The sequence below is a fragment of the Ruegeria sp. BI12 genome (genome assembly GCF_056537985.1).
In genome coordinates this window covers 1,041,036-1,065,434 of sequence record NZ_JBQFSL010000002.1, presented here as the reverse complement: position 1 = coordinate 1,065,434, position 24,399 = coordinate 1,041,036, and the positions used below count along the sequence as shown (strand labels likewise).

The window sequence follows — 24,399 nt, the reverse complement described above, 5'->3', positions numbered from 1 at the left end:
GCTATGGATCAGGCCTGTTGTGCAGGTGAGTCATCGTCGATCATATCGGGTTCATCCGGTACGATCACGCGATGCTGGATGTCCTCTTTGGGAGCGAACACCGGGTAGACGTAAAGGAATGCACCGATGATCAGATAGCCGATGGTGATCCCGTCGAATTGAGGCATCTGCAGCGTGTAGGAATGGATGATCCCAACCGAAGACATCAACGCGCCTGCAGCGGCAAACGCCCCTGCCATCCGGAAGCGGCCGTCAATCACGTCGGCCACGATTGCACCCCAGACCAGTCCTGTGATGATCGCACCCTGGCTCAAGGCAAGATGTCCCTCGTAGTGGGCACCTTCCATGAGAAGGGCTGCGGTCAGACCTTCATCGCCCAAGGAGGGCAGGCCTTCGACTCCGCTGCTGCGCAGTGCGTTCATCAGAGATCCCCACTTGACCATCAAGAAAGCCGAGATGTGGGGCAGGATCGCAAAGGATACGGCTGCCATGTGCATTGGTTTTACAGCCCAAGCCGTGTTGGTGATTAGGCTCACAGAAACAAAAACCAACACAGGTGCCGCAGCTGCAATCGGGATCAGGCCCGCGAGGAAGGACAGGAAGCCGAGGAAGGCGGCTGCTGCGATCACGAGGGCAACGCCAACGATATACCCTGCATGGGCATCCAGCCGTTTATAAGCGGGGTGACCGATGTAAACCGTCGTCGGGAAAGGCGAGCCAAAGAGAGCACCCAGCATTGTGCCCGCGCCATCCGTCACCTGGCACAGTCCAACAGGGTAATGATCCCCGGCAGCTTCGGCCGATTCCACGTTGTTCATCGTTTCGATGAAGTTGTAGATCTGCACCGGGATCAGCACCAGAAATAGCTCAGGGTTGGCGAACAGGTACTGAACACCGACGATAAGGTCACCGAAATAAGGAATTGGCGGGTAAAAGCCAATGCCGCTGACGTCGATTTTGGATTCACCAAGAATAATGGCAATTACTGTACCAGCAGCGATGGCGACAAGACCGGCAGGGATGTTGCCCGGCAGGCGGAAACGACCGATCAGACCCCAAAGGATAAACAGCAGCGAGGTAAAGCCGATGATGGGGTTCTCGAACACTTCGGCCAGCGGGACCGAACCGATGAAGACCAAGGCGATGCCGCAAAGCGTACCCAGCATACCTGCGCGTGGCGTGATCCGCTTGAGGTATGGGCCAACAATGGCACCCAATGCCGCAACGATGCCGCCCATGAAGCCAGCTCCGATGCCGACTTGCCAGGCAAGCATGGGGTCATTGGTTGCCCAATAGATAGGACCGATCACCCCAAACAGGTAGACGAACATAACCGGCGTCGAGATGCCATAGGGCAGGGCGGTTACATCTTTGCCCTGTTTGTAAGCCGCGTATTTGGCGAGATACGTATAAACTGTGACCCCCGCTAGGATCGCAATCGCGGCTCCAGGGACGATGCGGCCGAAAACAATGTCCGCGGGCATTTGGAAAACGAACTGGCAGACCCCAGACAGGATCAGCAAGTTGACAAGGTTGTCAGTAAACAGCGCCCAAAAAGCGCTGAAATCGCTGCGGGTAAACAGCTTGTATTCGTAGGTCCTCCCGTCCATGACGGTCTCCTCCTCTGATGTAACCGGAATGGCCCGACAGACGTCAGGCCGATCTCCCTTTCCGGTCGTGATAGTGGCCCTGCAGGGGCGCCTGGTTTGCCCCGGTCGGGGCGGTCGCGGCAGTTTCAGAGGTCAATTCAGCCATCACTTCGGCCACCACGAAGGTGGCAATGACGCTGGGCCGCTTGTCGCGGCTACCGCTAGCCCCGATGGGGCATTTCAAATGTTCGATAGACTGTCCGTCACAATGTTTGTGCGCCCAGTTCCGGAGTTTTACCCGCTTGGTGGCAGACCCGATCATCCCCACATACGCGGCGTCTTGACGCTCCAATGCTGCTGATGTCAGCAGGAAATCCAGCCCGTGATCGTGCGTCAGAACAATAAAGGCACTGCCAGCAGGCGCGCCCCAAACATCGGATTCCGGGATCGCGCTGACCCGGGTTTCGACACTTGCCGTGCAGAGTTCGATCTCTTCGGGTCGGGTGTCGACAAGGATGCAGCGCACCGGCAGGTGCTGAAGCTGAATGGCCAAAGCGCGTCCGACGTGGCCCGCGCCCATGACATAGACATGGGGCAATGCCTCTTCGCGCTGGGCGGCACGTTCAGTTGCGGCCCATTTGTCGGACGCGCGCATGCGGGTCAGTTTCAATTCGACCCGCCCACCGCAGCATTGTCCGATTTCCGGACCAAGCGGCACATCCAGATCCTGATGCAACACACCATCGCGCAGCATGTCCCGCGCGGCGTTGATGGCCATGAACTCAAGCTGGCCACCGCCGATGGTTCCCCACAACGCCCCTGGTGCCACGAACATCTCGGTCCCTTCGTTGCGCGGCGACGACCCGCGCACGCGGGTCAGCGCAACGCGGACCACGCTGTGCCGTGCGGACAGAAATTTGCTCAGGGAACCGGGGGCAGTCACGGCTCAGTGCCTTTCTTGCAGTCTTGCAACAGCCATCAGCACACGTTCGGGCGTGGCGGGCGCGTCAAGGCGCGGGCATTCGCGGTAATCGGCGACAGAGGCCACGGCCATCGACAGCGCTTCAAACACCGAAATGCCCAGCATGAACGGCGGTTCACCAACAGCCTTAGACCGTTTGATGGTGAGCTCGCGGTTTTCCGACCAGTCGGCGAGATTCACATTGAAGATGCGCGGGCGGTCTGATGCGAGCGGGATTTTGTATGTCGACGGAGCATGGGTGCGCAGACGGCCAGCATCGTCCCACCAAAGCTCTTCGGTGGTCAGCCATCCCATGCCCTGAATAAAGGCGCCTTCTACCTGACCCTTGTCGAGGACAGGATTCAGCGAGCGCCCGACGTCGTGCAGCACATCTGTACGTTCGACGCGGTACTCACCTGTCAGGGTGTCGATCGTCACTTCCGAGCACGACGCGCCATAGGCGTAGTAATAGAAAGGTCGCCCCTGACCCTTGGCCCGGTCCCAGTGGATTTTGGGGGTTTTGTAGAACCCGGCTGCCGACAGCTGTACACGCGCCAGATAGGCCTGCTTGATGAATGCATCGAAGGGCAGAACCTCTTGTCCGATGAACACCTGGTTAGCGTGAAAGGCCACTTCCTCTGGAGCAACGTTCCAGTTCTCGGCTGCGAACTTCACCAGACGCTCTTTGATCTGTTCCACCGCATTCAACGCGGCCATGCCGTTCAGATCGGTCCCGCTTGAGGCCGCAGTGGCCGAAGTGTTCGGAACTTTCTCGGTGGTTGTTTTGGTGATCTTGATCCGGCTGAAGTCAACCTGGAAGGCCTCGGCCACGACCTGCGCGACCTTGGTGTTGAGGCCTTGGCCCATTTCGGTGCCGCCGTGGTTCAGGTGGATCGAGCCGTCATTGTAGACATGCACCAGTGCGCCCGCCTGATTGTACCAAGTTGCGGTAAAGGAAATGCCGAACTTGACCGGTGTCAGCGCAATCCCCTTTTTCAGGATCGGCGAGGTCTTGTTGAACTCGATGATGTCCTGCCGACGCTGGCGATACTCGGACGTCTCTTCCAGCTCTCCGATCAGCCGGTCGAGAATGCTGTCTTCGACCTCCTGATGGTACGGGGTCACGTTGCGGTCTTCGGTGCCATAGAAGTTTACCTTGCGCACATCCAGCGGGTCCTGCCCGGTGGCATAGGCAATTTCTTCGATCATCCGCTCTGCCGCGATCACCCCCTGCGGCCCGCCAAATCCACGGAATGCAGTATTCGACACCGTGTTGGTTTTCATGGGACGGCTGTTCAGACGCACATTCGGATAGAAATAGGCGTTGTCCGCGTGGAAAAGTGCCCGGTCCGTAACGGGCCCCGAAAGATCGGCCGAGAACCCGCAGCGCGCGGCGAAGCTGCCTTCGACCGCCTGAATACGGCCAGAGTTGTCAAAGGCAACATCATAGTCGATTACGAAGTCATGGCGTTTGCCGGTGGCCGTCATGTCCTGATCCCGGTCAGGGCGGATTTTCACGGCGCGGTTCCATTTTTTGGCAGCCATGGCGGCAACAGCGCAGAAGAGGTTCATCTGGCTTTCTTTGCCGCCAAATCCGCCGCCCATGCGGCGCACATTGACCACAACGGCATTGGACGGCACCCCAAGAACATGGGCCACCATGTGCTGAGCCTCGGACGGGTGCTGCGTCGAACAATGCACGATCACGTCATCGTCTTCGCCCGGTATCGCAAATGCGATATGTCCTTCGAGGTACATATGGTCCTGACCGCCAACACTCATCCGGCCTTTGATCCGGTTCGGAGCCGCCGCCTGAGCTGGCGCGACGTCGCCGCGTTCCAACTTGAGGGGCGCCGTGACATGTGGATATCCAGCTTCCTGCGCGGCAATCGGGTCCAGCGCATGAGGCAGGGTCTCATATTCGATTTTTGCCAGCTCCGCTGCGCGGCGTGCGATGTCGCGGGTTTCGGCAACTACGGCGAACAATGGCTGCCCATGAAATTGAATCGCGTCGGTTGGAAATACCGGCTCATCGTTCAGATGCGTCGGGCTGATATCATTAGCCCCCGGCACGTCATCTGCGGTCAGCACACCGACGACCCCCGGCGCGGCCAGGACTTCGGTGAAATCGATGCCCAAGAGCTTGGCATGAGCGACGTCAGAGACGCCGAGATAGGCATGCAGCGCACCTTCCGGTAATGCAATGTCGTCGGTGTAATCGGCTTGCCCGGTGACGTGCTTGATCGCACTGTCGTGTTTGACGTTGGCGTGGGCCGATCCAATGATGGAAACGTTATCTTTCATTTTCGCCGCTCCTGATTAGGCACAAGCCAGTTGAACTGGGGTGTCTGTCTGCGTGTCATGTTCGAGGAAGAACCGACGCAACAGGTTTTGGGCGGTCAGCATTCGGTAGTCAGACGAGGCACGCCAATCGGTCAGAGGCGAGAAGTCCTGTGCCAGCGCCTCGGCGGCCGCTTCAAAGGTTTCGTGCGTCCAAAGTTGACCGTTCAACGCTGCTTCGGCAGTAGTGGCGCGCTTAGGCGTGGCAGCCATGCCGCCGAATGCGATGCGCGCATTGGTGATTTTACCGTCTGCAACCGTCATGTGGAGACCAGCGGCCACGGAGGAGATGTCCTCATCACGACGCTTTGAGATTTTGTAGGCTGCATTCAGATCGTCGGGCCCAGGCAGCGGCACACGGATACTTTCGACAAACTCATCGTGTTGGCGGTCCTGTTTGCCGTAGTCGATGAAGAAGTCAGCCAATGGCAGCGTCCGGCTTTCGGTGCCGCGCCGCAGCGTGATTTCCGCTCCAAGCGCAATAAGAACCGGTGGCGTGTCGCCGATAGGAGAGCCGTTGGCGATATTCCCGCCAACAGTTCCCATGTTCCGCACCTGCCACCCTGCGATGCGATCCCAGTAGGAGGACAGGTGTGGCAGGTGTACAGACAGGAGTTCTTGGCAATCGGTGTAGCTGGCGCCAGCACCAATCAGGAGGAGCGAACCCTGTCTTTCGACTGTTTTCAGATCTTCAAGATGACCGGTGAATATCGCAGGTCCAATGTTGCGCAGGAATTTGGTGACCCAAAGGCCGACATCGGTGGCTCCGGCTACGATTGTGGCTTTGGGATAGGTTTGCAGACATTCGGCAAGATCATCAACACTGCACGGAATAATGCTGAGGCTGTCCACTGGACCGGAGACGACGCGTCGCCCGTCCTTAAGGCCCGCCAGACGCGCGGTCATGGTTTCACGTTCGGTGTTCAGGTGATCTGATGCAGGTGTGCCATAGCGGCTGACGGCCACAGCGGCGCGGATGATTGGTTCATACCCGGTGCAGCGGCACAGGTTGCCTTGCAGCGCGGTTTCGACCTGCGCCTCGGTCGGCTCAGGTGTTTGCATCCATAGTGCATAAAGCGCCATGACGAAGCCCGGAGTGCAGAACCCGCACTGGCTGCCGTGGTGATCAATCATCGCCTGCTGAACCGGGTGCAAACGACCATCAGGGCCGGCCAGGTGTTCGACTGTTACGACATGACACCCGTCGACAGAAGCAAGAAATCGGATGCACGCATTCACCGGCATGTATACCAGACCGGCGTCACCAAGCCGTCCGACGAGTACGGTGCAAGCCCCGCAGTCACCTTCGGCGCAACCTTCCTTCGTACCTGTCAGGCGACGCTCCAGCCGCAGAAAATCCAGAAGTGTTTGATCTGCTGATACGTCTGGTACCGATACATCCTTACCATTGAGGATAAATTGGATGTCAGTGCGATGCGTCATGGAATTCTCCCTCTGCCCCTGCCTTCCGGTGGGTGGTCGAGGAAACCATAAAAGCAAAGATTGAGTCGGAAAATCGCCGCAAACGGCAAATACTTTCAACAGAACGTTGAAAAAGACTGCCCCATGACGCAATCTCTTTTCATCGGGAGGAATGAATGTCTTACATCGAAAGCCTGCGGGTCTTTGTCAGAGTAATGGAGCTCGGGAGCATCACGTCCGGTGGGCGCGATCTGCGGTTGACGCCGGCCGTCGCCAGCAAACGGTTGAAAGAGCTGGAAAACCATCTGGGCGTACGACTTTTCAACAGAACAACCCGTTCGATGACACCGACCGAAGTTGGAACCGTGTTTTATGATGAGGCCAAGGCCGTTCTGTTGGCGCTCGACCATGCCGAAGCGCGTGTCGCCAGCTTTTCGGACGCCCCGCGAGGCGCGATCCGCATCACCGCGCCGCTTGGGGTCGGGCGAAGAATCGTTGCACCGCTGGTTCCGGAATTCTCGGATCTCTATCCAGAAATCGAGATTCGCATGCGCTTGTCCGACCGAAAGGTGGATATCTTGGCCGACGGTCTGGATATCGCATTTTTTATTGGAGAGCCTGGTGATTCTACGATGAAACTGCGGAAGTTTGCGGATTGTGATCGTGTTCTGTGCGCTTCTCCCGAGTACTTATCCAAATTTGGTGTGCCCATCACACCCGATGACTTGTTGCACACACCGCACAACTGCCTCTTGTTGCGTTATCCAAGGTCGCCGGAATACTTTTGGACGCTTCGTACCGACATGGGGCCACGAAAGCTTGAGGTTCGCGGCAAGTATGATGCGGACGACGGTGATGTGCTGACGGATTGGGCCTTGGCCGGAAAGGGGGTCGTCAACAAGCCGCGCTTTGATGTGCGGGAGTATCTTGAGGATGGCCGGTTAGTCGAAGTCCTACCCGAGACGCCGCCGTTGGCAACGATTTTCGGGTGTCTGTATCCTCACAAAAAGCTTCAGGATCCGAAAGTACGTCTGTTTGTTGAGCATGTGGCGAAACACAGCAGAAGATTTTTCGCGTAACGCGTAGACACAAAAAAACTGGGCGAGAGAACCCAGTTATCTGTCAGATCTTTGATGAAAGGCGTCTATTGATCCCGAACTTCGCGCACCCACGCGATGATTTTCTGGCGCGCCTCGTCATCCATTTGAACCGCCGATGGCGGCGGCATTGCGTGGCTGATGCCGGCCTGCAAATAGATTTGGTCAGCCTGGCGGGCCACGTCACCCGGCGTTTCCAAGTAAACGTTCTTTGGTGCCCATTTCATTGTGCCGTAGACCGGCTCGCGTGCGTGGCACATTGAACAATTGCCCAGAACCGTGTCGTAGGCTTCGTCAAACCCCGCAGCTGACGCATATTTCTGCTCATATGGCGTCAGTTCGCGCGCTTCGGCATCTTCCCATGTTTCACCACTTCTGACCGAAGACAGCCAGGCGATGATGACCATCAGTAGGACCGTGACACCCCAAGTCCAGTGTGGGCCCTTCCCGGTTGCATGCATCGTGTTGAAATAGTGCCGGATAGTCACGCCTGTCAGAAAGATCAGGCTGGCGATGATCCACGAATACTCGGTGCCGAAGGCCAGCGGATAATGGTTCGACAGCATCAGGAAGACGACCGGCAAAGTCAGGTAGTTGTTATGTGTAGAGCGTACCTTGGCGATCTTCCCGTACTTGGCGTCCGGCGTACGTCCGGCCTTGAGATCTTCGACTACGATCCGCTGGTTCGGCATGATCTGAAAGAAGACGTTGGCCGTCATGATTGTCGCGGTGAAGGCACCAAGATGCAAAAGCGCGGCACGGCCCGTGAAGACTTGGTTATAGCCCCAGGACATGATCACCAGGATCACGAACAAAAGCAGCATCAGTACGGTCGGATGATCGCTCAACTTCGATTTACACATCTGGTCATAAAGCAGCCAGCCGATGGTCAGCGATCCGCCAGAGATCAGGATCCCCTGCCACAGCGCCAGATCCACCTTGGTCGGATCCAGAAGGAACAGCTCACCACCTACCCAGTAGATGATCATGAGCAACGCCGCACCCGAAAGCCACGTCGTATAACTCTGCCACTTGTGCCAGGTCAGATGCTCGGGCATCCGAGCAGGGGCCACCAGATATTTGACGGTATGATAAAACCCGCCCCCATGTACTTCCCATTCTTCGCCGTACGCCCCATCTGGCAGGGCGGGGTTCGGCTTCAGCATGAGGTCAAGCGCGATAAAGTAGAATGACGCACCAATCCACGCCATCGCTGTGATCACATGCAGCCAGCGGACGGAAAAGGCGATCCACTCCCAAATTACGGCCAGGTCATACATGGCTTAGCTCCTAAGATTCTTTAGTTCCGAGTACTCTATGCGAGACTGATTTATTCTGGTATTGCCGGTAAAGACCAAGCAGTATCAAAAAATGCAAAAAAATGTCCTACCTTGATAACATCAGAACTTTTGTCCGGGTCTACGAATTGGGCAGTATGTCCGCCGCAGGCCGGGACCTTCGGGTTTCACCGGCCGTAACCTCGGCACGAATATCGCAGCTGGAAGAGCATCTTGGCGTGCGCTTGTTTCAGCGCACGACCCGCAGCCTAACGCCGACTGAGCAGGGAAAGTCATTTTACCGTGGGGCGGCAGAGATACTTGAAGCGGTCGAAAGTGCCGAAGCTCAGATCGTCAACATTACGGAGAACTTGAAAGGGTCACTGTACGTCGCAGCGCCATTGGGTGTTGGACGACGATTAATAGCGCCGCAAGTGCCAAAGTTTCTCGCTGAGTATCCTGAGGTCAATGTCAGGTTGAGGCTGACGGACCGGAAGGTTGATCTGACCACTGAAGGTCTGGATCTTGCGTTCTTTCTTGGTCAGCCAGAGGACAGCAATTTGCGTATTCGCAAGATTGCTGATGTTGAAAGAGTGCTTTGTGCTTCTCCGAAATACATCAAAAAACATGGATTGCCTGAAAGCGGCGATGAAATTATCGCCGATCAGCATGAGTGTCTCAATTTGCGTTTTCCAGGTGCGACCGAATTTCAATGGCTTTTGCGAACCGATACGGGACCAAAACGATTCCGTGTCTCTGGTCGTTACGAGTCAGATGACGGTGATGTGCTGACGGATTGGGCGCTTGCCGGTCATGGTATTGCGTTGAAACCGATATTTGAGATTGCCCAGCATCTTAAGGCCGGAAATCTGGTCCCGGTCGCGGAAAAAACCCCGCCGGAACCGATTCAAATGGCGTGTCTCTTTACGCACCGCCGTATGCAAGACCCCAAAACGCGGCTTTTCATGGAGTTCATAATAGAGCGCATTGGATCTTCGATTGCCGCAACAAATACGTCCCGATAGGTCGCTCAGCTGCCGCGGTAGGTCGAGTACCCGAATGGCGAAAGAAGCAACGGCACGTGGTAATGCGAATGCTCGGACATGCCGAAACGGATCGGGACGACGTCGAGAAAACGCGGGCTCTCCGGCGGGGTGCCGGAGGCATCAAGGTATTCACCCGCATAGAAGATCAATTCGTATTCGCCTGTTGAAAACTCGGCCTCGGGCAGAATCTGTTCGTTGGTTCGGCCATCGTCGTTGGTGACAAGAGTTTTCAGCAACGTGCGGTTTGCGCCTACGATGCGAAATAGCTCGATTTTTAGCCCTTCGGCGGGGCACCCCCGTGCCGTATCCAGAACATGGGTTGTAAGGTAACCGGTCATTTGCGCTACTCCTTAAGTTATACGATTACTAATCTGTTTTCTTCCCAAGGGGCAAAGGCAGTCTAATCGAAGCTGCTTTCTGAATTTTTTGAAAAACATCTCAGATTATCTGGGGTATTGATCAAAAGAAGAAAAAGGAAATTGATGTGACGCGCTATCCACGAGACATGACCGGCTACGGTGGGCAAGTTCCAAAAGCCAACTGGCCCAACGAGGCCAAGATCGCGGTTCAGATTGTGCTGAATTATGAGGAAGGCGGCGAAAACAATGTCTTGCACGGCGATGCCGCGTCTGAGGCGTTCTTGTCGGAGATCACCGGTGCTGCCCCATGGTTAGGGCAAAGGCACTGGAATATGGAGTCGATTTACGAATATGGCAGCCGCGCCGGATTTTGGCGCGTGCATCACCTTTTACAGGATTTGCCAGTAACTGTTTATGGCGTTGCCACAGCATTGGCCCGGGCACCGGCGCAGGTCGCGGCGATGAAGCATGCCGGTTGGGAGATCGCCAGTCATGGCCTGAAGTGGATTGAACACAAGGATATGGACGCGGAAGAAGAGCGCGCCCAGATCCGAGAAGCAATTCGGCTGCACGCTGAGGTTACAGGCCAGCCGCCGCGTGGTTGGTACACAGGCCGTTGTTCGATGAATACGGTCGATCTGGCCGCTGAGGAAGGTGACTTTGCCTATATAGCCGACAGCTATTCGGACGATCTGCCGTTTTGGGTCAAAGCAGCGGGTAAAGATCAACTGATTATGCCCTACACGATGGATTGCAACGATATGCGTTTTGCGATCCAAGCCGGATACACAAACGGCGAACAGTTCGAAAGCTATCTGAAAGATAGCTTTGACATGCTCTATGCCGAGGGCGAAGCCGGCGCGCCGAAAATGCTTTCAATTGGACTGCACTGCCGTTTGATTGGTCGCCCAGGCCGCGCCATGGCTTTGAAACGTGCGCTGGACTACTTCAAGAAACATGACGGTGTCTGGTTTGCCACGCGCGAGCAGATCGCTGATCACTGGGCAAAAGAGCACCCGCCGAAGCAACGAATGACCCCGTCTGAAATGGACCAGTCAACTTTTGTGTCTGAATTTGGCGGAATGTTTGAGCACAGCCCGTGGATTGCCGAAGGGGCATATAACTTAGAGCTGGGGCCGACCCATGACAATGCCGCCGGTGTCCACAATGCGCTGGCGCGGGTGTTCCGTACAGCCACCTCCGAGCAACGTCTTGGAGTTCTGACAGCGCACCCGGATCTGGCAGGAAAGCTTGCCTCTGCTGGTCGCCTGACAAAGGAAAGCACGGCGGAACAAGCCGGTGCCGGTCTGGATATGTTGACCGACGAAGAACGCGCGACGTTCACGGCATTGAATGAGGCCTACACAACCAAATTTGGTTTCCCTTTTATCATTGCCGTTAAGGACAATACGAAAGCGAGCATTCTGGACGCGTTCCATCGCCGAATTGACAGCGATCGCGAAACTGAATTTGCCGAAGCCTGCCGGCAGGTTGAGCGGATTGCCGAACTGCGCCTGATTGAGAAGTTTTCAGAATGACGACCCCTCTGAAACTCCAACCATTGACGTCCGCGGCATTTGCACCGTTTGGCGATGTCATCGAAGTGGCAGGGCAAGCGGATAAATTCATCAACCAGGGCAAGTGCGCGCGGTATCACGACCGTGCGTCGCTGGATTTTCATGAAGGGCGCGCCGGAATCAGCGTGTTCCAGTCAGAGGCGTTCAGCCTGCCGATCAAATTAGAAATGGTTGAACGCCATCCAGATGGCAGCCAGGCGTTTTTGCCATTGTCGGAAAAGCCCTTTGTTGTCGTTGTGGCCCCAGACGAAGATGGAACTCCGGGGCAGCCAATCGCATTCAAAACAGCGCCCGGCCAGGGCGTGAACTATCATCGCAACACTTGGCATGGCGTGTTGACCCCACTTCATGCGCCCGGACTTTTTGCGGTGGTCGACCGAATTGGAGCCGGGCCCAACCTCGAAGAGCATTGGTTCGAGGAGGCTTTTGCAATCACGGAATGAGGTGCGTTTCCGGAAGAGGAGCCGACAACGTATCTCAAGGGAGGAAAGACCAAATGTCAGATGCATCCATCGGAACGCCGGAACAACTCCGCGATCCGAACTACAATCCGCCGCTGGTAAAGGCGGTGCCACTGGGAATTCAGCATGTGCTGGCGATGTTCGTGTCCAACGTAACGCCGGCCATTATCGTATGTGGCGCAGCCGGGTTCGGGTTCGGTTCAAACAGTCCCGATTTTCCGCAAATGATCTACATGATTCAGATGTCGATGTTCTTTGCAGGCGTCGCCACGCTGTTTCAATCCATTGGTGTGGGCCCCGTTGGTGCCCGGCTGCCTATCGTGCAGGGAACTTCGTTTGCCTTCATCCCGATCATGATTCCACTCGTGGTGGGAAAAGGCGTCGATGCCATTGCTGTTTTGATGGGCGGTGTTGTCGTCGGTGGTTTATTCCATGCTTTCCTCGGGCTGTTCATAGGCCGTATTCGCTTTGCGCTTCCGCCGCTGGTTACAGGTCTTGTGGTGACAATGATCGGTTTGGCGTTGGTAAAAGTGGGCGTTCAGTACGCTGCCGGCGGAGTACCTGCGATAGGAACTGAGGAATACGGCTCTGGTCTGAACTGGTTCATGGCGGGAATCGTGATCGTCGTAACCCTTGGTCTGAAGTTCTTTGCGCGGGGGATGCTGTCGGTGTCGGCCGTTCTGATTGGCTTGTTGGTCGGCTACGCAGTGGCCTTTGCTTTGGGTCAGGTCAACCTGGGCAACGTTGGTCGTGCAGCCTCGTTCGCCTTGCCGAACCCGCTGCACTTCGGAATTGAATTCTCGGTCGCCGCCATCATCGGTTTCTGTGCGATGTCCTTTGTCTCTGCGGTTGAAACTGTCGGCGATGTGTCAGGTATCACCAAAGGCGGTGCCGGACGCGAGGCAACGGACAAGGAGATTGAAGGAGCGACCTATGCTGATGGTATCGGCACCGCGATCTCTGGCCTTTTTGGTGCTTTGCCAAATACGTCGTTCAGTCAGAATGTTGGATTGATTGCTATGACCGGGGTCATGAGCCGTATGGTCGTTACCATCGGAGCAATCTTTCTTATTGTTTGCGGGCTGGTTCCAAAAATTGGCGCAATCATTTCGTCGATCCCGATCGAGGTTCTCGGCGGCGGTGTCATCGTTATGTTTGGAATGGTGGTTGCGGCAGGTGTTTCGATGCTGTCGGACGTGAACTGGAACCGCCGCAACATGGTGATCTTTGCGATTTCCTTGAGCCTTGGGTTGGGATTACAGCTGGAACCCGGTGCTCTTCAGTATCTGCCCGGTACATTTAAAGTCCTGGCGACTTCGGGTATTCTACCTGCTGCGGTCATCGCCATTATCCTGAACTTGGTGCTTCCCGAAGAGCTTTCTGACGAAGCCACGGAAGAGGTTTCAGGCGGTATGGCAGGACATGGCCTCGGCTCCATTGGAAAAGACGATCACGTCTGATGAAACGTGGCCGGTCCCTCGCAGGGGCCGCTGCAAAAAATTCAAAGCGGCGCGCTTTTGCGCGCCGCTTCTTTTTGTTACAGAACTTTTTCGCCGGGGTTTAATCTGCAGCCGTACGTATCGGTTCGAAACAGGCTGGGTTGTCACTGTTCTCCGTTAAAAATCGACCTTTATTGCGATCCCTTTTTGAACGGCAAGATCAACGACAGATGCAGCGACTGCGAGATCCTGAAGACCTACCCCCGTACCGTCGAACAGGGTGATCTGATCGCCCGATGTCCGACCCGGGTTTGTGCCGTTGATGACCGTGCCAAGCTGGGCAACATCGCTTTCTTTGATCAGGCCTTGCGCAACAGCGTGCTGTGCCTCACCGATGGTAACAGATTGAGCGACTTCGTCGGTAAACACCGCCGCTTTGACCAACAGAGCTGCCTCCACCTCTTGCTTGCCTGTGGTATCCGTTCCCATACAGGCGACATGAGTTCCGGGGCTGACATGTTCTGCCATCAGCGATGGCGCGAATGCCGAGGTGATCGAGATGATCACGTCTGCCTCGGACATGCCCTCAAGCTCGACGGCTTCAAATGGAACACCGGCTTCATTCGCCACTTTCTCGATATTCGGCAGCATCTCGGGGTGGTAATTCCAGCCTATGACCTTTTCAAACTTCCGTTGTTCCAGCGCCGCGCGGAGCTGAAAGGCTGCCTGGTGTCCTGCGCCGATCATACCGATGACCGTGGCGTCGGCACGGGCGAGGTGTTTGATCGATACCGAAGACGCGGCGGCGGTACGCAGGGCCGTTAGAAGGTTGCCGCCAACCATCGCCGAAGGCTTCCCCGTGTCGGGGTCGAAAAGAAACACCGTGGACTGGTGGTTGATCAGCCCGCGTTTTTCCAGATTGTTTGGCCAGTAGCCGCCCGCCTTCAGGCCAAGTGTCAGGCCGGCGCGGTCAAACCCACCTTTGAAACCATACAAAGCATCTTCATGCCCGATGGCTTCGCGCACGACGGGGAAGTTGTAGGCGTCGCCAGACGCCATTGCAGCAAAGACCTTTTCGACGGCGTCAAACGCCGCTTGGCGGGTCATCAGGTCAGCGATCTCGCGCTCGGGTACGATCAGCATATTTTTCTCCACTCAGAATTCGTGCGCCCGCGTGCTTTTCCCGAAGGGAGGGAAGGCACACGGGCGGCTATCAGGCTACATTCGAGCCAGATTTTCTTGCCTTGAATTTGCTCGGTTCAATAGGCGCGGCCGCGGGCAGACACGGGCCAGACGGCTTCGACCTTGCCGTTGCGAACGCCGACATACCAATCGTGTACGTTTGCGGTCGGGTCGCAGTGCCCCGGCACCAGCTTGAGCTTGTCGTTAACCTTGAGTGCACCGTTCGGGTCCATGACGACGCCATGTTCGTCCGAGCACTTGATGTACTCGACATCGTCGCGGCCAAAGACAACCGGTAGTCCACTGTCGACGGACTGGGCCTTGAGACCTGCATCGACGATGGCTTTGTCTGCCTTGGCATGGCTCATGACGCTGGTCAGGATGAAGAAAGCGTTTTCCCACTCGCCCTGATCAATCCGATTGCCGTCCTTGTCCAGAATACGGCCGTAATCAGCATCCATGAAAGCGTAAGACCCGCACTGCAGCTCGTTGTACACACCCGAGTTGGACTCGAAGTAGTAGGAACCAGTGCCGCCGCCCGAGACCAGTTCGCACTCAATGCCTTCTGCCTTGAGGCCCTCTACGGCGTCTTTCACCATCGCGATTGCGGTGTCGAGCTTCTCCTTGCGCGCCTCATAGGTGTCGAGGTGCTGCATTGCGCCCTGATAGGCTTGGATGCCTGCGAATTTCAGGTTTTCGGCAGCTTCAACCGCTTTGGCAATTTCGATCACTTCAGGCGTTGTAGTGACGCCGCACCGACCAGCACCGCAGTCGATTTCGATGAAGATCTCCAGTTGAGTTCCGTGATCGACGGCCGCTCCCGAAAGATCCGCGACGTTGTCCAGATCATCGACACAAACGATGATGCGGCTTCCCAGCTTTGGCAGGCTGGCCAGTCGGTCGATTTTGGCCGGGTCGCGCACCTGGTTCGAAACCAGAACGTCCTTGATGCCGCCGCGAACGAAAACTTCGGCCTCGGAAACCTTCTGACAGCAGACTCCGACAGCACCGCCGAGTTTCTCCTGCAGTTTGGCCACGTCTACCGACTTGTGCATTTTCCCGTGCACGCGGTGACGCATGCCGTGGGCCTTGGCATAATCGCCCATCTTCTTGATGTTGCGCTCAAGCGCATCGAGATCCAGCACCAGGCTAGGGGTCTGGATATCTGCTTCATCCATTCCGGGCTTGGCCGGAATGTCATAGCCTACTTCGAAATTGTCGAGATTGGTCATATCTTTCATTTCCGTATTCCTATGTCGGGATTGATGTCACGCGTTCAGCCAGGGCAGCTTGTCCAGATCGACGTTGCCCCCTGTTATGATCAGGCCGACACGCTTGCCTTTGAATGCGTCCGGGTTCTTCAGGATTGTGGCCAGCGGAACGGCCGAGGATGGTTCCATCACGATCCGCAGGTGTTTCCACGTCAGTTTCATCGCGTCGATGATCTCTTGCTCTGAGGCCGTGTAAATCTCGGATACGTGGTTCGACACAAAGTGCCACGTGAGGTCCTTCAGCGGCACCAGCAGCCCGTCGGCAATTGTCTTTGGTGCGTCATCCGCGATGATGTGCCCAGCCTTGAAGCTGCGAAAGGCATCGTCAGCCTGTTCCGGTTCAGCCGCAATAATCGCGGTTTCCGGGGCAAGGTTGGATAGGGTCAGGCAAGTGCCTGACACCATTCCACCGCCACCGATGGGTGCAACCACCGCGTCCAGGCCATCGGTTTGTTCGATGAACTCGCGCGAACATGTGCCTTGCCCGGCGATCACACGCGGATCGTTGTAGGGATGAACGAAATCGCCACCTGTGGCCGCCTGAACCTCGGCAAAGGTCGCTTCGCGCGACGAGGTGGAGGGCTCACATTCCGTGATCTTACCGCCATAGCGACGAACCGTATCTTTCTTTGCCTGTGGCGCAGTACGCGGCATGACCACGTTACAGGGAATGCCCCGTTTCATTGCAGCGTAGGACAGGCACGAGGCGTGGTTTCCCGAAGAATGTGTCGCGACGCCTTTCTTGGCCTGCTCGTCATCAAGGCCGAAGACCGCATTGGTCGCACCGCGTACCTTGAATGCGCCCGGTTCCTGAAAGTTCTCGCATTTGAAGAACAGTTGCGCCCCGGTCAGTTCGTTCAAATAGTCCGAGGTTCGGACCGGTGTGCGGCGGATGAAAGGTTCGATCCGATCATGCGCCGCGAGCATGTCCTCATACGTTGGGATGTACATGTTGTAATCCTTCATCATGCGGCGTCCTTCTGAACCGCCGCTGGATGACCACGATAGTATTCTTGCGCCGCGGCCACGCCCGAACCCAATTGAATGTTAAGGCCCAGATCGGCCATGCACATTTCAGCAGTGGCGATCCCGGACAGAGCCATAACGTCAGTCAGGCTGCCTAGGTGTCCGATGCGGAATACCTTGCCCGCAACCTCACCAAGGCCAACTCCGAACGCAACGCCGTATTTTTCGGCGGCATGGGTCACGATGTCCGTTGCGTTGAAGCCGTTCGGCGTGCGGATCGCGCTAACGGTATCAGAATACACCGACGGGTTGGCTGCACAAAGCTCCAGTCCCCAGGCGCCTACTGCCGCGCGAACACCTTCAGCAATACGGTTATGCCGGGCAAAAACGTTTTCCAGACCTTCACTCAGCAGCATATCACAGGCCTGATTGAGGCCGTTCATCAAGCCAACTGCAGGCGTGTAAGGATAGGCGTTATTGGCATAGCCCTTTGCCATGTCATGCACATCAAAGAAGGTGCGGGGAAGGGTGCCCGTTTTTGTTGCCTCCATTGCCTTCTGGCTGAAGCCGACAATGGCCAGACCCGCGGTCAGCATGAACCCTTTTTGCGAACCCGTAACGGCAACGTCGACACCCCATTCGTCAAAACGGAAGTCCATGGACGCGATTGACGAAACGCCATCAACGAACAGCATGGCCGGGTGTCCGGCAGCATTCAGTGCCTTGCGCACGGCCGCAATATCCGATTTCACACCGGTTGCCGTTTCGTTGTGTGTGGCAAGAACAACCTTGATCTCATGGTTTGTGTCGGCGCTTAGAATCTCTTCGTAACGATCGGCCGGCAGCCCTTCGCCCCAAGGGGTTTCGACAATCTCGACATTTAACCCGTGACGTTGGCACATGTCGATCCAGCGGTGGCTGAACATGCCATTGCGCGCGGCCAGAACCTTGTCGCCGGCGGAAAGGGTGTTGGTCAAAGCAGTTTCCCAGCCTCCGGTCCCAGTCGACGGGAAGATGAAGATTTCGGCGCTGTCGCTTTTCAGAATTTTCTGCACACCCGTGCGCGCGGGATGCAAGATCTGCCCGAACAGCGGCGAACGGTGGTCAATCGTGGGCATATCGCAAGCCTTGCGCAGGCTTTCAGGGATATTGGTCGGGCCCGGGATGAAAACGGGATTTTGAAAGCTCATGGGTGGTCTCCTTCCGTCGTTGACCACACAATAAACTCCTACCCATCAGCCCGATATATTTTTGAAAATTGCTTTCAAAACTCTCTAGCGAAGAATTAATTTATAGTTGTCAGTATTTTACATTTTTCATATGATGAATACGTCTTTCACTAAAGATTGGAGGGTTTTTATGGATTCTCAAGAAAATACTCGCGGAACCCGCCGCAAAGCCCGTGGGAGGCCACGGGGGTGGGACGATAAGACGGCGCAGAATACAATCAAATCCCTCGATCGGGCGATGGAAGTTTTTGAGTATCTGAGCGAGGAGCAGGGAAAGGCGTTGACCGCGCTGTCCGATGAAATGGGGCAGTCACCAGCCACTGTTTACCGAATACTCGTGACGCTTGAAGGCAGGGGGCTCGTCGAATTTGATCACGAAGAGCAAGTCTGGCACATCGGTCCGCGCGCGTTCGTAATTGGTTCACGTTTCCTGCGTCGAACCAGCCTTGTGGATCGGGCCAGACCAGTTATGCGAAAACTCATGGAGACCACTGGCGAGACCGCCAATCTAGGGGTGGAGAAAGAGGGCTTTGTGCTTTTTCTGAGTCAGGTGGAAACACATGCCAGCATTCGGGCGTTCTTTCCGCCTGGCACGTTGTCGCAAATGCACGCATCAGGGATCGGTAAAGCACTACTGGCCTTTATGGATGACGACAGGTTGAACCGGCTGTTAACCAACCTGGAACTGCAGGCTTTTACGGATAGATCGATTACTAATCCGGAAGCGTTGAAAAAGGATCTCGCGGCAGTAAGGGCGCAGGGCTTCTCAGTGGACAACGAAGAGAAGAATATGGGCATGCGATGTATTGCAGCGCCGGTCTTCGATATCAATCAAGAGGCGGTTGCAGGGATTTCAGTGTCCGGGCCGACAAGTCGCGTCAGCGAGAGTGAGATTGAAAGACTAAGCCGCCCCGTCATTGAGGCGGCTCAACAGTTGACGCTGGCGATCGGTGGAACGATTACTCCGCAGCAGCCCTGACGCGTCTGTGATGCGGGTAGGCGGCAGGCCCCGGTCGCAGTGCCATATGCCGATTCACATCTTTGTAAAGCAGATAACGGAACTTGCCCGGGCCACCTGCATAGCAAGCCTGTGGGCAGAACGCGCGCAGCCACATATAGTCACCTGCCTCTACCTCAACCCAGTCATTGTTCAGACGGTAGACCGCCTTGCCTTCCAGAACATATAGACCGTGTTCCATGACATGAGTTTCAAGAAAGGGGATGACGGCGCCGGGCTCAAACGTCACCACGGTCACATGCATATCGTGGCGCAAATCGCTGGGGTCTACAAATCGCGTTGTCGCCCACTTGCCATCTGTGCCTGGCATTGTTGTTGGAGCGATGTCGTTTTCGTTGAGAACAAGTACGTCGGGGGTATCGAGGCCCTCTACGGCTTCATAAGCCTTTCGGATCCAATGGAAACGCAGGATTTCGTCGCCTTGGTTTCGCAGGGTCCAGTCGCTCTCAGGTGGTAGATAGGCGTAGCCTCCTGGCGTCAGTTCATAGGTTGTGCCTTCCGCGACAAGTGTCGCGGTGCCTTCAACCACAAACAAAACACCTTCGGCCTCGGGATCGACCTCGGGGCGGTCAGAACCACCACCGGGTTGAACTTCCATGATGTATTGCGAAAAGGTTTCGGCAAACCCGCTGAGAGGACGCGAGATTACCCACAAACGTGTATCATCCCAAAACGGCAGAAAGCTGGTCACGATATCCCGCATCGTCCCCTTCGGGATCACGGCATAAGCCTCAGTAAAAACAGCGCGATCAGTCAACAGTTGTTCCTGACCAGGATGTCCACCGCTTGGTGCGAAATACTTGGTGCTCATGTATGCTCCTGAAGAAATACCATGCATTCAAAAATATGCGCCGGGCGGATTGTGTGGACCACCCGCAAAAATGCAGCAGCACTATTCGAAAAGATTTGAAAAATCCGCGTGGTCGAACGAATGGCACTACTCGGAGGTTCCAATCCGCAATCAGATGGTCGATGCCATGAATGCGCTAGTCTTCCAACCGGATCGACTGGCATCGCCGAGTGTGCATTAAGCATTCGGGGTGTGATAAGGTGGGGTGTCCAATTTATCTACCTTGCAGGTGCCGATGTCGAAAGTGCTTTGGCGGAAATTGGCGCCAGTGAGCAAGAGCTTCTCGACGAGTATTGAATATTGCCGCCGGTCCGCGATCTTACACTGGGCGCACAAAATCGCCGTAAGCAGACACAGTACCCTTCGGGTTCCGACACTTCCTAGGGCCCCAAATATGCCGGCAAGCGGAGCTCTGTGTCGGATCAAGACTGCCCGCGTATCAGGTTGGGCTGTCCATCAGTTCACTTTGATAACCGAAGAGTGCGGGCAATCCGCCTGTGTGCAGCAGAACGACCCTATCGCCCGGTTTGATTTTCCCGCCTTCAACCAAACTCAGCAAGCCAGCGAACGTTTTTGCAGAATATACCGGGTCGAGGAAGACCCCTTCGGAGCGGGCCATTTTCTTCAATGCAGAACGGGTTACTTCATTAACTTTGCCATACCCGGGCGGTAAGGCGTCATCAAATACTTCGATCTTTTCCTGAAGAAGTCCCGCGTCGATATTCAGCAGGTCCGCAAGTTTCTGTAGCACGATTTTCATTCGAGTCTGCTGCTTCTCACGATCCCTGCGCACGCATATCCCAAACACTGAAGCAGCGCAGTCTTCCAACGCTAACCCGGTCAGTAATCCCCCGTGTGTTGCTCCGCTGCCTGATGGGACAACGACCGCGTCGAAATCAGGCATTTGCTGATACAGTTCTTGTCCGGCAACGACATAGCCCAAGGCGCCCAAGGGCGGATGGCCCAGCCCCAGATGAATAACATACGGTTTGTGACCTTCGGTTTTCAGTTCATCTGCGCGCGCATGAAGGGCCGCATCCGCTCCGGCTTCGTCCTCACCTTCGGGGTAACTCATATGTTCGGCCCCCAAGATCTGAGCCAGGAGTACATTGCCGGACGAGTAGTACTCTGCGCCCATTTCAGGGACACGTTCTTCCAACTGCAGGACGGATTGCATACCCAGTTTGGCTGCCGCTGCGGCCGCAGATCGAACGAAGTTGGATTGAACGGCGCCAGTGATCAGAATGGTATCGGCACCTTGTTGACACGCATCTCCGAGATAGAATTCAAGCTGCCGTGTTTTGTTGCCACCAAAGCTAAGCCCAGTCAGATCATCACGTTTTAACCAGAGATCGATATCCAGTTCTGCCGACAAGTTGTCCAAACGCTCCAAAGGGGTTGGACCCGACATAAGTTTGGCACGTGGAAATCTGTGCAAATTGTTGTTTCGTGTCATCTTATGACCTTTAAGGTTAAGCCATTGAAAAAGCCCGATGGAACAGAACGCAGCAGGCAATTAAGGAAACCACGCGGATCACTGCGATGACGATCGGCTGTGGTAAGTAAGGGCCTGCTGCACGACCAATTACGCTGCCGATCAAAGTAATCGCAACGAACCCAATTAACTTCGGTTCATATGAGATTGCTTGGGCTTCGGACAAACTGTGCAACAAAAAAGCTATGCCGTATGCCACCAACGCTATCGGTTGAACCAGTTTCGCTACTTCCTTGGGGGAACGGCCTTTAGCAATCAGACCGAAAACCATAAGGGGGCCCGGTGTCGCCGCCCAAACCGTTGCAAGTCCGGACAGCCCAGTGACGACTGAAAACCCAGCGCCGCCAATTGAACTCCGCAATGGGAGCAGGGTCGCTATCAACCCGATCAGCAATAGGCAGGCCGTTAGCGCAAGAACAAAAGACTCGCTCAAAAGGGGATAAACGACGAGGCCAACGGCCACACCGACACAGCATCCGATGACCGCGGTGCGAATGAGCTGACGGTTGTTCCTGAGAATATGTCGGTCCGTCGCGACCACAGAAACAATAGTGTTCAGCAACAGCAAAACGGGAACTGCCGTCGCCGTGCCAAGCAAAATCATCATGGGCGGCCCCGCAATGATGCTGAAGCCGATCCCGACGCCGACTTGCAGCATTGCGCCAAGGCAGATGGCAATCATCAGGATGGACAGGTCAACGGGCACTCAAAACTCCTAAGGACCAAGGTAATGTTGCGCGGCCCCAGATATCCTGAGTTTCCGGCCATGGTCCATTCCATTCTCCTTCACTGAAGGTTCGGCGCCGTCAGCGCTGCCATGGCATCAGTCCGGAATATGGCGCTCGGGTCGTCACAGCGTGCGCCATTTGCGCCAGTGTGGTCAGGTCAAATACAGGGAACTTCAGTTCCTCCTGAAGACGAGATGCATAAGGCGGCAGGTCCGTGCATTCCAATACCAATGACCGAATGTTCGGAGCTTCAGAAACCAGACTACGAGCCGCATCCAAGACTTCGGCTTCGATCAGATCGGTATCCATTCGGGTCCGTGTGTTCCTTAAGATCACTTCGGCGAATTCTGAGGTGCCTTCCAATCCCTTCACCGCTACGGGGATACCCGCTGCGCCAACGCCTTCGAAGTGCCGAGCCGTCAATGCGGAGGCATCCGCAGTAAGCACGCCCACCGGCGCGCTGGCCCCGGTCATGTGAAACGCCAGCGGCACCTGGATCAGGCTAGAGGCAAAGACGGGTACCGAAACCGCAGCGGCCAGCTCTTTTTGAAACAAGGCCAAAAAACCGCAACTGCCGGTGATCGCCCGCACACCTTCGGCCTCAAGCCGCTTGGCGCCTTGGATGAACGGGGCCAGCAATTCGGGTGTAGGGTTGTTCAGCAATGTCGGGACAGTTACACCGTCGATCATTTCGTAAAGGACCGGGAATGGCAGGCTGGAAGGGTTCTTGATGTGACCTGGCGGTTTTGGGAAATAGCTTTCGAGGCACAGAACACCGATTGACGCCCCGCAAATGTTCTGACCACCGTTGTAGATTGGCATTGTCATCGGATCCTTCTGATTTGAAACTTTAAAACCGGGCCAGAGAAAACGGGGCCAGATCGATGTTTGGGCTGCGACCAGACACAATATCGGCGACAAGTTCGCCGGTCTTTGGGGCCATCATCAACCCGTAGTGAGAATGCCCGAACGCGGTAAAGAGCCCTTCCCTACCGTCAACTGGTCCAATCGCCGGTAAACTGTCTGGAAAGGATGGCCGCCGCCCCATCCAAAATTGTGCCTCTCCGGTATCAAGGCCCGGCACCATAGCTTTGGCCTGTTTGGTCAGTATTGCTTTCTTGCGCCGATCAGCAGGAGCATCGACGCTGGCAAATTCGGCTGTGCCAGCGACCCTCAGGCCACCCTGCATTGAACTTGCGACGACTTTTGCATCTACATCCATGACCGAATTGTTCAATTGGGTAGAGGGCGTCGGGAATTCGACATGGTAGCCCCGCTCGGCCACAAGCGGCACAGGCAATCCTAGTGGTTTCAGCAGGTCGGCAGACCAAACGCCAGCCGCGAGGATAACGTTAGCGGCACGCAGCGTGCCTTGCGAGGTTGCCAACTGCCAAGGGCCTTCTTCGGCCGCAGACAGACTGGTGATTTCTGTTCTGACAATTTCAGCGCCCTGTGCGCGCGCTTTTTCCGCCAGAACTGCCCCCACACGTCCCGGCGAAGTTACACGTGCCTGTCCTTTTATCACGATTGCGGCTTTGAACTCGTCTGACAGCGCAGGTTCGAGAAGACGCAACCCCGCACCATCGACAAGCTCCAGATCGCCTCCTTTTTCCTGACGGATCAGATATCCAAGCCCGTTCAGATCCGCCTGCTTCTGGTGACGAAAAGCGTGAATATAGTAGCTGTCGGTGATTAGGTTCTCGTGACCGGTGCCTTGAAGGTGACGACGATACAGGTCGATGGAAGGGCGGCACAAAAGCTCCATCGAGTCCGAGATTTCGCGCACTGACCTTTCGCCGGAGTTTCCCAGAAACCGCAGCCCCCAAGTGATCATTTTAGGCCAATAGCTGGGCCTGACCGAAAGCGCGCTTTTGGGGTCCAGCAGCATCCGGGGCAGTGATTTCCATATACCCGGCATCGCTTGAGGAATGATTGACCACGGCGAGACGACACCTGCATTGCCAAAGGATGTTTCCTGACCTGGTTCACCACGGTCAATCAACCGAACCGAAATGCCGCGTTCCTGTAACGACAAAGCGCAACAAATGCCGACGATCCCTGCGCCGATGATGGTCACTTTCTCTGTCATCGT

The 24,399-nt window shown here is 55.9% G+C and carries 22 protein-coding genes; 7 read left to right on the top strand and 15 right to left on the bottom strand.

From position 1 onward, the window contains the following. Positions 1-8: 8 nt before the first annotated feature. From ACR0AK_RS17955 to xdhA, 4 genes are read right to left on the bottom strand one after another with little or no spacing between them, the layout of a single operon-like run. Positions 9-1,610: a xanthine/uracil/vitamin C permease gene (locus ACR0AK_RS17955; RefSeq protein WP_480794363.1), complete on the bottom strand. Its 1,602-nt coding sequence runs from the start codon at positions 1,608-1,610 to the stop codon at positions 9-11. 43 nt (positions 1,611-1,653) lie between these two features. Further along, positions 1,654-2,532 (bottom strand): xanthine dehydrogenase accessory protein XdhC, encoded by an 879-nt coding sequence (xdhC, locus tag ACR0AK_RS17950; protein WP_480794362.1) that lies wholly within the window; start codon positions 2,530-2,532, stop codon positions 1,654-1,656. Positions 2,533-2,535: 3 nt separating this feature from the next. After that, entirely contained in the window at positions 2,536-4,854 is a 2,319-nt protein-coding gene (gene xdhB, locus ACR0AK_RS17945; RefSeq protein ID WP_480794361.1) for a xanthine dehydrogenase molybdopterin binding subunit, read from the bottom strand. 15 nt (positions 4,855-4,869) lie between these two features. Continuing rightward, positions 4,870-6,333 (bottom strand): xanthine dehydrogenase small subunit, encoded by a 1,464-nt coding sequence (xdhA, locus tag ACR0AK_RS17940; protein WP_480794360.1) that lies wholly within the window; start codon positions 6,331-6,333, stop codon positions 4,870-4,872. 155 nt (positions 6,334-6,488) lie between these two features. On the opposite strand from xdhA, the gene ACR0AK_RS17935 reads away from it, so the two are divergent. Beyond that, complete coding sequence (locus ACR0AK_RS17935) at positions 6,489-7,391, top strand: LysR family transcriptional regulator (RefSeq protein WP_170560570.1); 903 nt, start codon at positions 6,489-6,491, stop codon at positions 7,389-7,391. A 65-nt stretch (positions 7,392-7,456) separates the two neighbouring features. Here the strand turns inward: ACR0AK_RS17935 and ACR0AK_RS17930 are convergent, their stop codons facing one another. Beyond that, on the bottom strand, positions 7,457-8,689 hold the full coding sequence (locus ACR0AK_RS17930; protein ID WP_170560569.1) for a urate hydroxylase PuuD: 1,233 nt from the start codon (positions 8,687-8,689) through the stop codon (positions 7,457-7,459). A 101-nt stretch (positions 8,690-8,790) separates the two neighbouring features. Here ACR0AK_RS17930 and ACR0AK_RS17925 point away from each other — a divergent pair, with 101 nt between their 5' ends. After that, positions 8,791-9,711 (top strand): LysR family transcriptional regulator, encoded by a 921-nt coding sequence (locus tag ACR0AK_RS17925; protein WP_480794359.1) that lies wholly within the window; start codon positions 8,791-8,793, stop codon positions 9,709-9,711. Positions 9,712-9,716: 5 nt separating this feature from the next. On the opposite strand, the gene uraH is transcribed toward ACR0AK_RS17925, so the two are convergent. Further along, the gene (uraH, locus tag ACR0AK_RS17920; protein ID WP_480794358.1) at positions 9,717-10,070 is read right to left on the bottom strand and encodes a hydroxyisourate hydrolase; all 354 of its coding nucleotides are present in this window, start codon (positions 10,068-10,070) and stop codon (positions 9,717-9,719) included. A 146-nt stretch (positions 10,071-10,216) separates the two neighbouring features. Here uraH and puuE point away from each other — a divergent pair, with 146 nt between their 5' ends. Genes puuE through ACR0AK_RS17905 form a run of 3 tightly spaced genes read left to right on the top strand, consistent with a single transcriptional unit; the run spans position 10,217 to position 13,589 of the window. Then, positions 10,217-11,629 (top strand): allantoinase PuuE, encoded by a 1,413-nt coding sequence (puuE, locus tag ACR0AK_RS17915; RefSeq protein ID WP_480794357.1) that lies wholly within the window; start codon positions 10,217-10,219, stop codon positions 11,627-11,629. After that, positions 11,626-12,111 carry an ureidoglycolate lyase gene (locus ACR0AK_RS17910; RefSeq protein ID WP_480794356.1) on the top strand — a complete coding sequence of 162 codons (486 nt, stop codon included), beginning with the start codon at positions 11,626-11,628 and terminating at the stop codon, positions 12,109-12,111. The genes puuE and ACR0AK_RS17910 overlap by 4 nt, the downstream gene beginning before the upstream one ends. Positions 12,112-12,164: 53 nt before the next feature. Further along, positions 12,165-13,589: a uracil-xanthine permease family protein gene (locus ACR0AK_RS17905; RefSeq protein WP_170560565.1), complete on the top strand. Its 1,425-nt coding sequence runs from the start codon at positions 12,165-12,167 to the stop codon at positions 13,587-13,589. A 156-nt stretch (positions 13,590-13,745) separates the two neighbouring features. Here the strand turns inward: ACR0AK_RS17905 and bhcD are convergent, their stop codons facing one another. The 4 genes from bhcD to bhcA form a co-directional block, all read right to left on the bottom strand. Beyond that, on the bottom strand, positions 13,746-14,711 hold the full coding sequence (gene bhcD, locus ACR0AK_RS17900; protein ID WP_480794355.1) for an iminosuccinate reductase BhcD: 966 nt from the start codon (positions 14,709-14,711) through the stop codon (positions 13,746-13,748). A gap of 116 nt (positions 14,712-14,827) precedes the next feature. Next, positions 14,828-15,991 (bottom strand): 3-hydroxy-D-aspartate aldolase BhcC, encoded by a 1,164-nt coding sequence (gene bhcC, locus ACR0AK_RS17895; RefSeq protein WP_480794354.1) that lies wholly within the window; start codon positions 15,989-15,991, stop codon positions 14,828-14,830. 27 nt (positions 15,992-16,018) lie between these two features. After that, positions 16,019-16,987 carry a beta-hydroxyaspartate dehydratase BhcB gene (gene bhcB, locus ACR0AK_RS17890; RefSeq protein ID WP_480794353.1) on the bottom strand — a complete coding sequence of 323 codons (969 nt, stop codon included), beginning with the start codon at positions 16,985-16,987 and terminating at the stop codon, positions 16,019-16,021. After that, entirely contained in the window at positions 16,987-18,177 is a 1,191-nt protein-coding gene (bhcA, locus tag ACR0AK_RS17885) for an L-aspartate--glyoxylate aminotransferase BhcA (RefSeq protein ID WP_480794352.1), read from the bottom strand. The genes bhcB and bhcA overlap by 1 nt, the downstream gene beginning before the upstream one ends. Before the next feature lie 169 nt (positions 18,178-18,346). Between bhcA and bhcR the strand changes: the two genes are divergently transcribed. Then, the gene (gene bhcR / locus ACR0AK_RS17880) at positions 18,347-19,195 is read left to right on the top strand and encodes an HTH-type transcriptional regulator BhcR (RefSeq protein ID WP_480794534.1); all 849 of its coding nucleotides are present in this window, start codon (positions 18,347-18,349) and stop codon (positions 19,193-19,195) included. Here the strand turns inward: bhcR and ACR0AK_RS17875 are convergent. Next, entirely contained in the window at positions 19,176-20,045 is an 870-nt protein-coding gene (locus tag ACR0AK_RS17875; protein WP_480794351.1) for a bifunctional allantoicase/(S)-ureidoglycine aminohydrolase, read from the bottom strand. The two genes, bhcR and ACR0AK_RS17875, sit on opposite strands and share 20 nt — an antisense overlap. Before the next feature lie 120 nt (positions 20,046-20,165). On the opposite strand from ACR0AK_RS17875, the gene ACR0AK_RS17870 reads away from it, so the two are divergent. After that, the gene (locus tag ACR0AK_RS17870; RefSeq protein WP_480794350.1) at positions 20,166-20,381 is read left to right on the top strand and encodes a hypothetical protein; all 216 of its coding nucleotides are present in this window, start codon (positions 20,166-20,168) and stop codon (positions 20,379-20,381) included. Positions 20,382-20,523: 142 nt separating this feature from the next. On the opposite strand, the gene ACR0AK_RS17865 is transcribed toward ACR0AK_RS17870, so the two are convergent. From ACR0AK_RS17865 to ACR0AK_RS17850, 4 genes are all read right to left on the bottom strand, one after another. After that, positions 20,524-21,495 (bottom strand): D-cysteine desulfhydrase family protein, encoded by a 972-nt coding sequence (locus ACR0AK_RS17865; RefSeq protein WP_480794349.1) that lies wholly within the window; start codon positions 21,493-21,495, stop codon positions 20,524-20,526. A gap of 61 nt (positions 21,496-21,556) precedes the next feature. Next, positions 21,557-22,285 carry a TSUP family transporter gene (locus tag ACR0AK_RS17860; protein ID WP_480794348.1) on the bottom strand — a complete coding sequence of 243 codons (729 nt, stop codon included), beginning with the start codon at positions 22,283-22,285 and terminating at the stop codon, positions 21,557-21,559. Positions 22,286-22,385: 100 nt separating this feature from the next. Beyond that, positions 22,386-23,135, bottom strand: coding sequence for an aspartate/glutamate racemase family protein (locus ACR0AK_RS17855; RefSeq protein ID WP_480794347.1), 750 nt, complete (start codon positions 23,133-23,135; stop codon positions 22,386-22,388). 22 nt (positions 23,136-23,157) lie between these two features. Further along, positions 23,158-24,396, bottom strand: coding sequence for an NAD(P)/FAD-dependent oxidoreductase (locus ACR0AK_RS17850; RefSeq protein ID WP_480794346.1), 1,239 nt, complete (start codon positions 24,394-24,396; stop codon positions 23,158-23,160). Between the last annotated feature and the right edge of the window lie 3 nt (positions 24,397-24,399).

Coding starts and splice junctions, on each gene's coding strand:
- ACR0AK_RS17955 (WP_480794363.1), bottom strand. CDS start 1,610: ATGGACGGGAGGACCTACGAATACAAGCTGTTTACCCGCAGCGATTTC.
- xdhB (WP_480794361.1), bottom strand. CDS start 4,854: ATGAAAGATAACGTTTCCATCATTGGATCGGCCCACGCCAACGTCAAA.
- xdhA (WP_480794360.1), bottom strand. CDS start 6,333: ATGACGCATCGCACTGACATCCAATTTATCCTCAATGGTAAGGATGTA.
- ACR0AK_RS17935 (WP_170560570.1), top strand. CDS start 6,489: ATGTCTTACATCGAAAGCCTGCGGGTCTTTGTCAGAGTAATGGAGCTC.
- ACR0AK_RS17930 (WP_170560569.1), bottom strand. CDS start 8,689: ATGTATGACCTGGCCGTAATTTGGGAGTGGATCGCCTTTTCCGTCCGC.
- ACR0AK_RS17925 (WP_480794359.1), top strand. CDS start 8,791: ATGTCCTACCTTGATAACATCAGAACTTTTGTCCGGGTCTACGAATTG.
- uraH (WP_480794358.1), bottom strand. CDS start 10,070: ATGACCGGTTACCTTACAACCCATGTTCTGGATACGGCACGGGGGTGC.
- ACR0AK_RS17910 (WP_480794356.1), top strand. CDS start 11,626: ATGACGACCCCTCTGAAACTCCAACCATTGACGTCCGCGGCATTTGCA.
- ACR0AK_RS17905 (WP_170560565.1), top strand. CDS start 12,165: ATGTCAGATGCATCCATCGGAACGCCGGAACAACTCCGCGATCCGAAC.
- bhcD (WP_480794355.1), bottom strand. CDS start 14,711: ATGCTGATCGTACCCGAGCGCGAGATCGCTGACCTGATGACCCGCCAA.
- bhcC (WP_480794354.1), bottom strand. CDS start 15,991: ATGAAAGATATGACCAATCTCGACAATTTCGAAGTAGGCTATGACATT.
- bhcB (WP_480794353.1), bottom strand. CDS start 16,987: ATGAAGGATTACAACATGTACATCCCAACGTATGAGGACATGCTCGCG.
- bhcA (WP_480794352.1), bottom strand. CDS start 18,177: ATGAGCTTTCAAAATCCCGTTTTCATCCCGGGCCCGACCAATATCCCT.
- bhcR (WP_480794534.1), top strand. CDS start 18,347: ATGGATTCTCAAGAAAATACTCGCGGAACCCGCCGCAAAGCCCGTGGG.
- ACR0AK_RS17875 (WP_480794351.1), bottom strand. CDS start 20,045: ATGAGCACCAAGTATTTCGCACCAAGCGGTGGACATCCTGGTCAGGAA.
- ACR0AK_RS17870 (WP_480794350.1), top strand. CDS start 20,166: ATGGCACTACTCGGAGGTTCCAATCCGCAATCAGATGGTCGATGCCAT.
- ACR0AK_RS17865 (WP_480794349.1), bottom strand. CDS start 21,495: ATGTCGGGTCCAACCCCTTTGGAGCGTTTGGACAACTTGTCGGCAGAA.
- ACR0AK_RS17855 (WP_480794347.1), bottom strand. CDS start 23,135: ATGACAATGCCAATCTACAACGGTGGTCAGAACATTTGCGGGGCGTCA.
- ACR0AK_RS17850 (WP_480794346.1), bottom strand. CDS start 24,396: ATGACAGAGAAAGTGACCATCATCGGCGCAGGGATCGTCGGCATTTGT.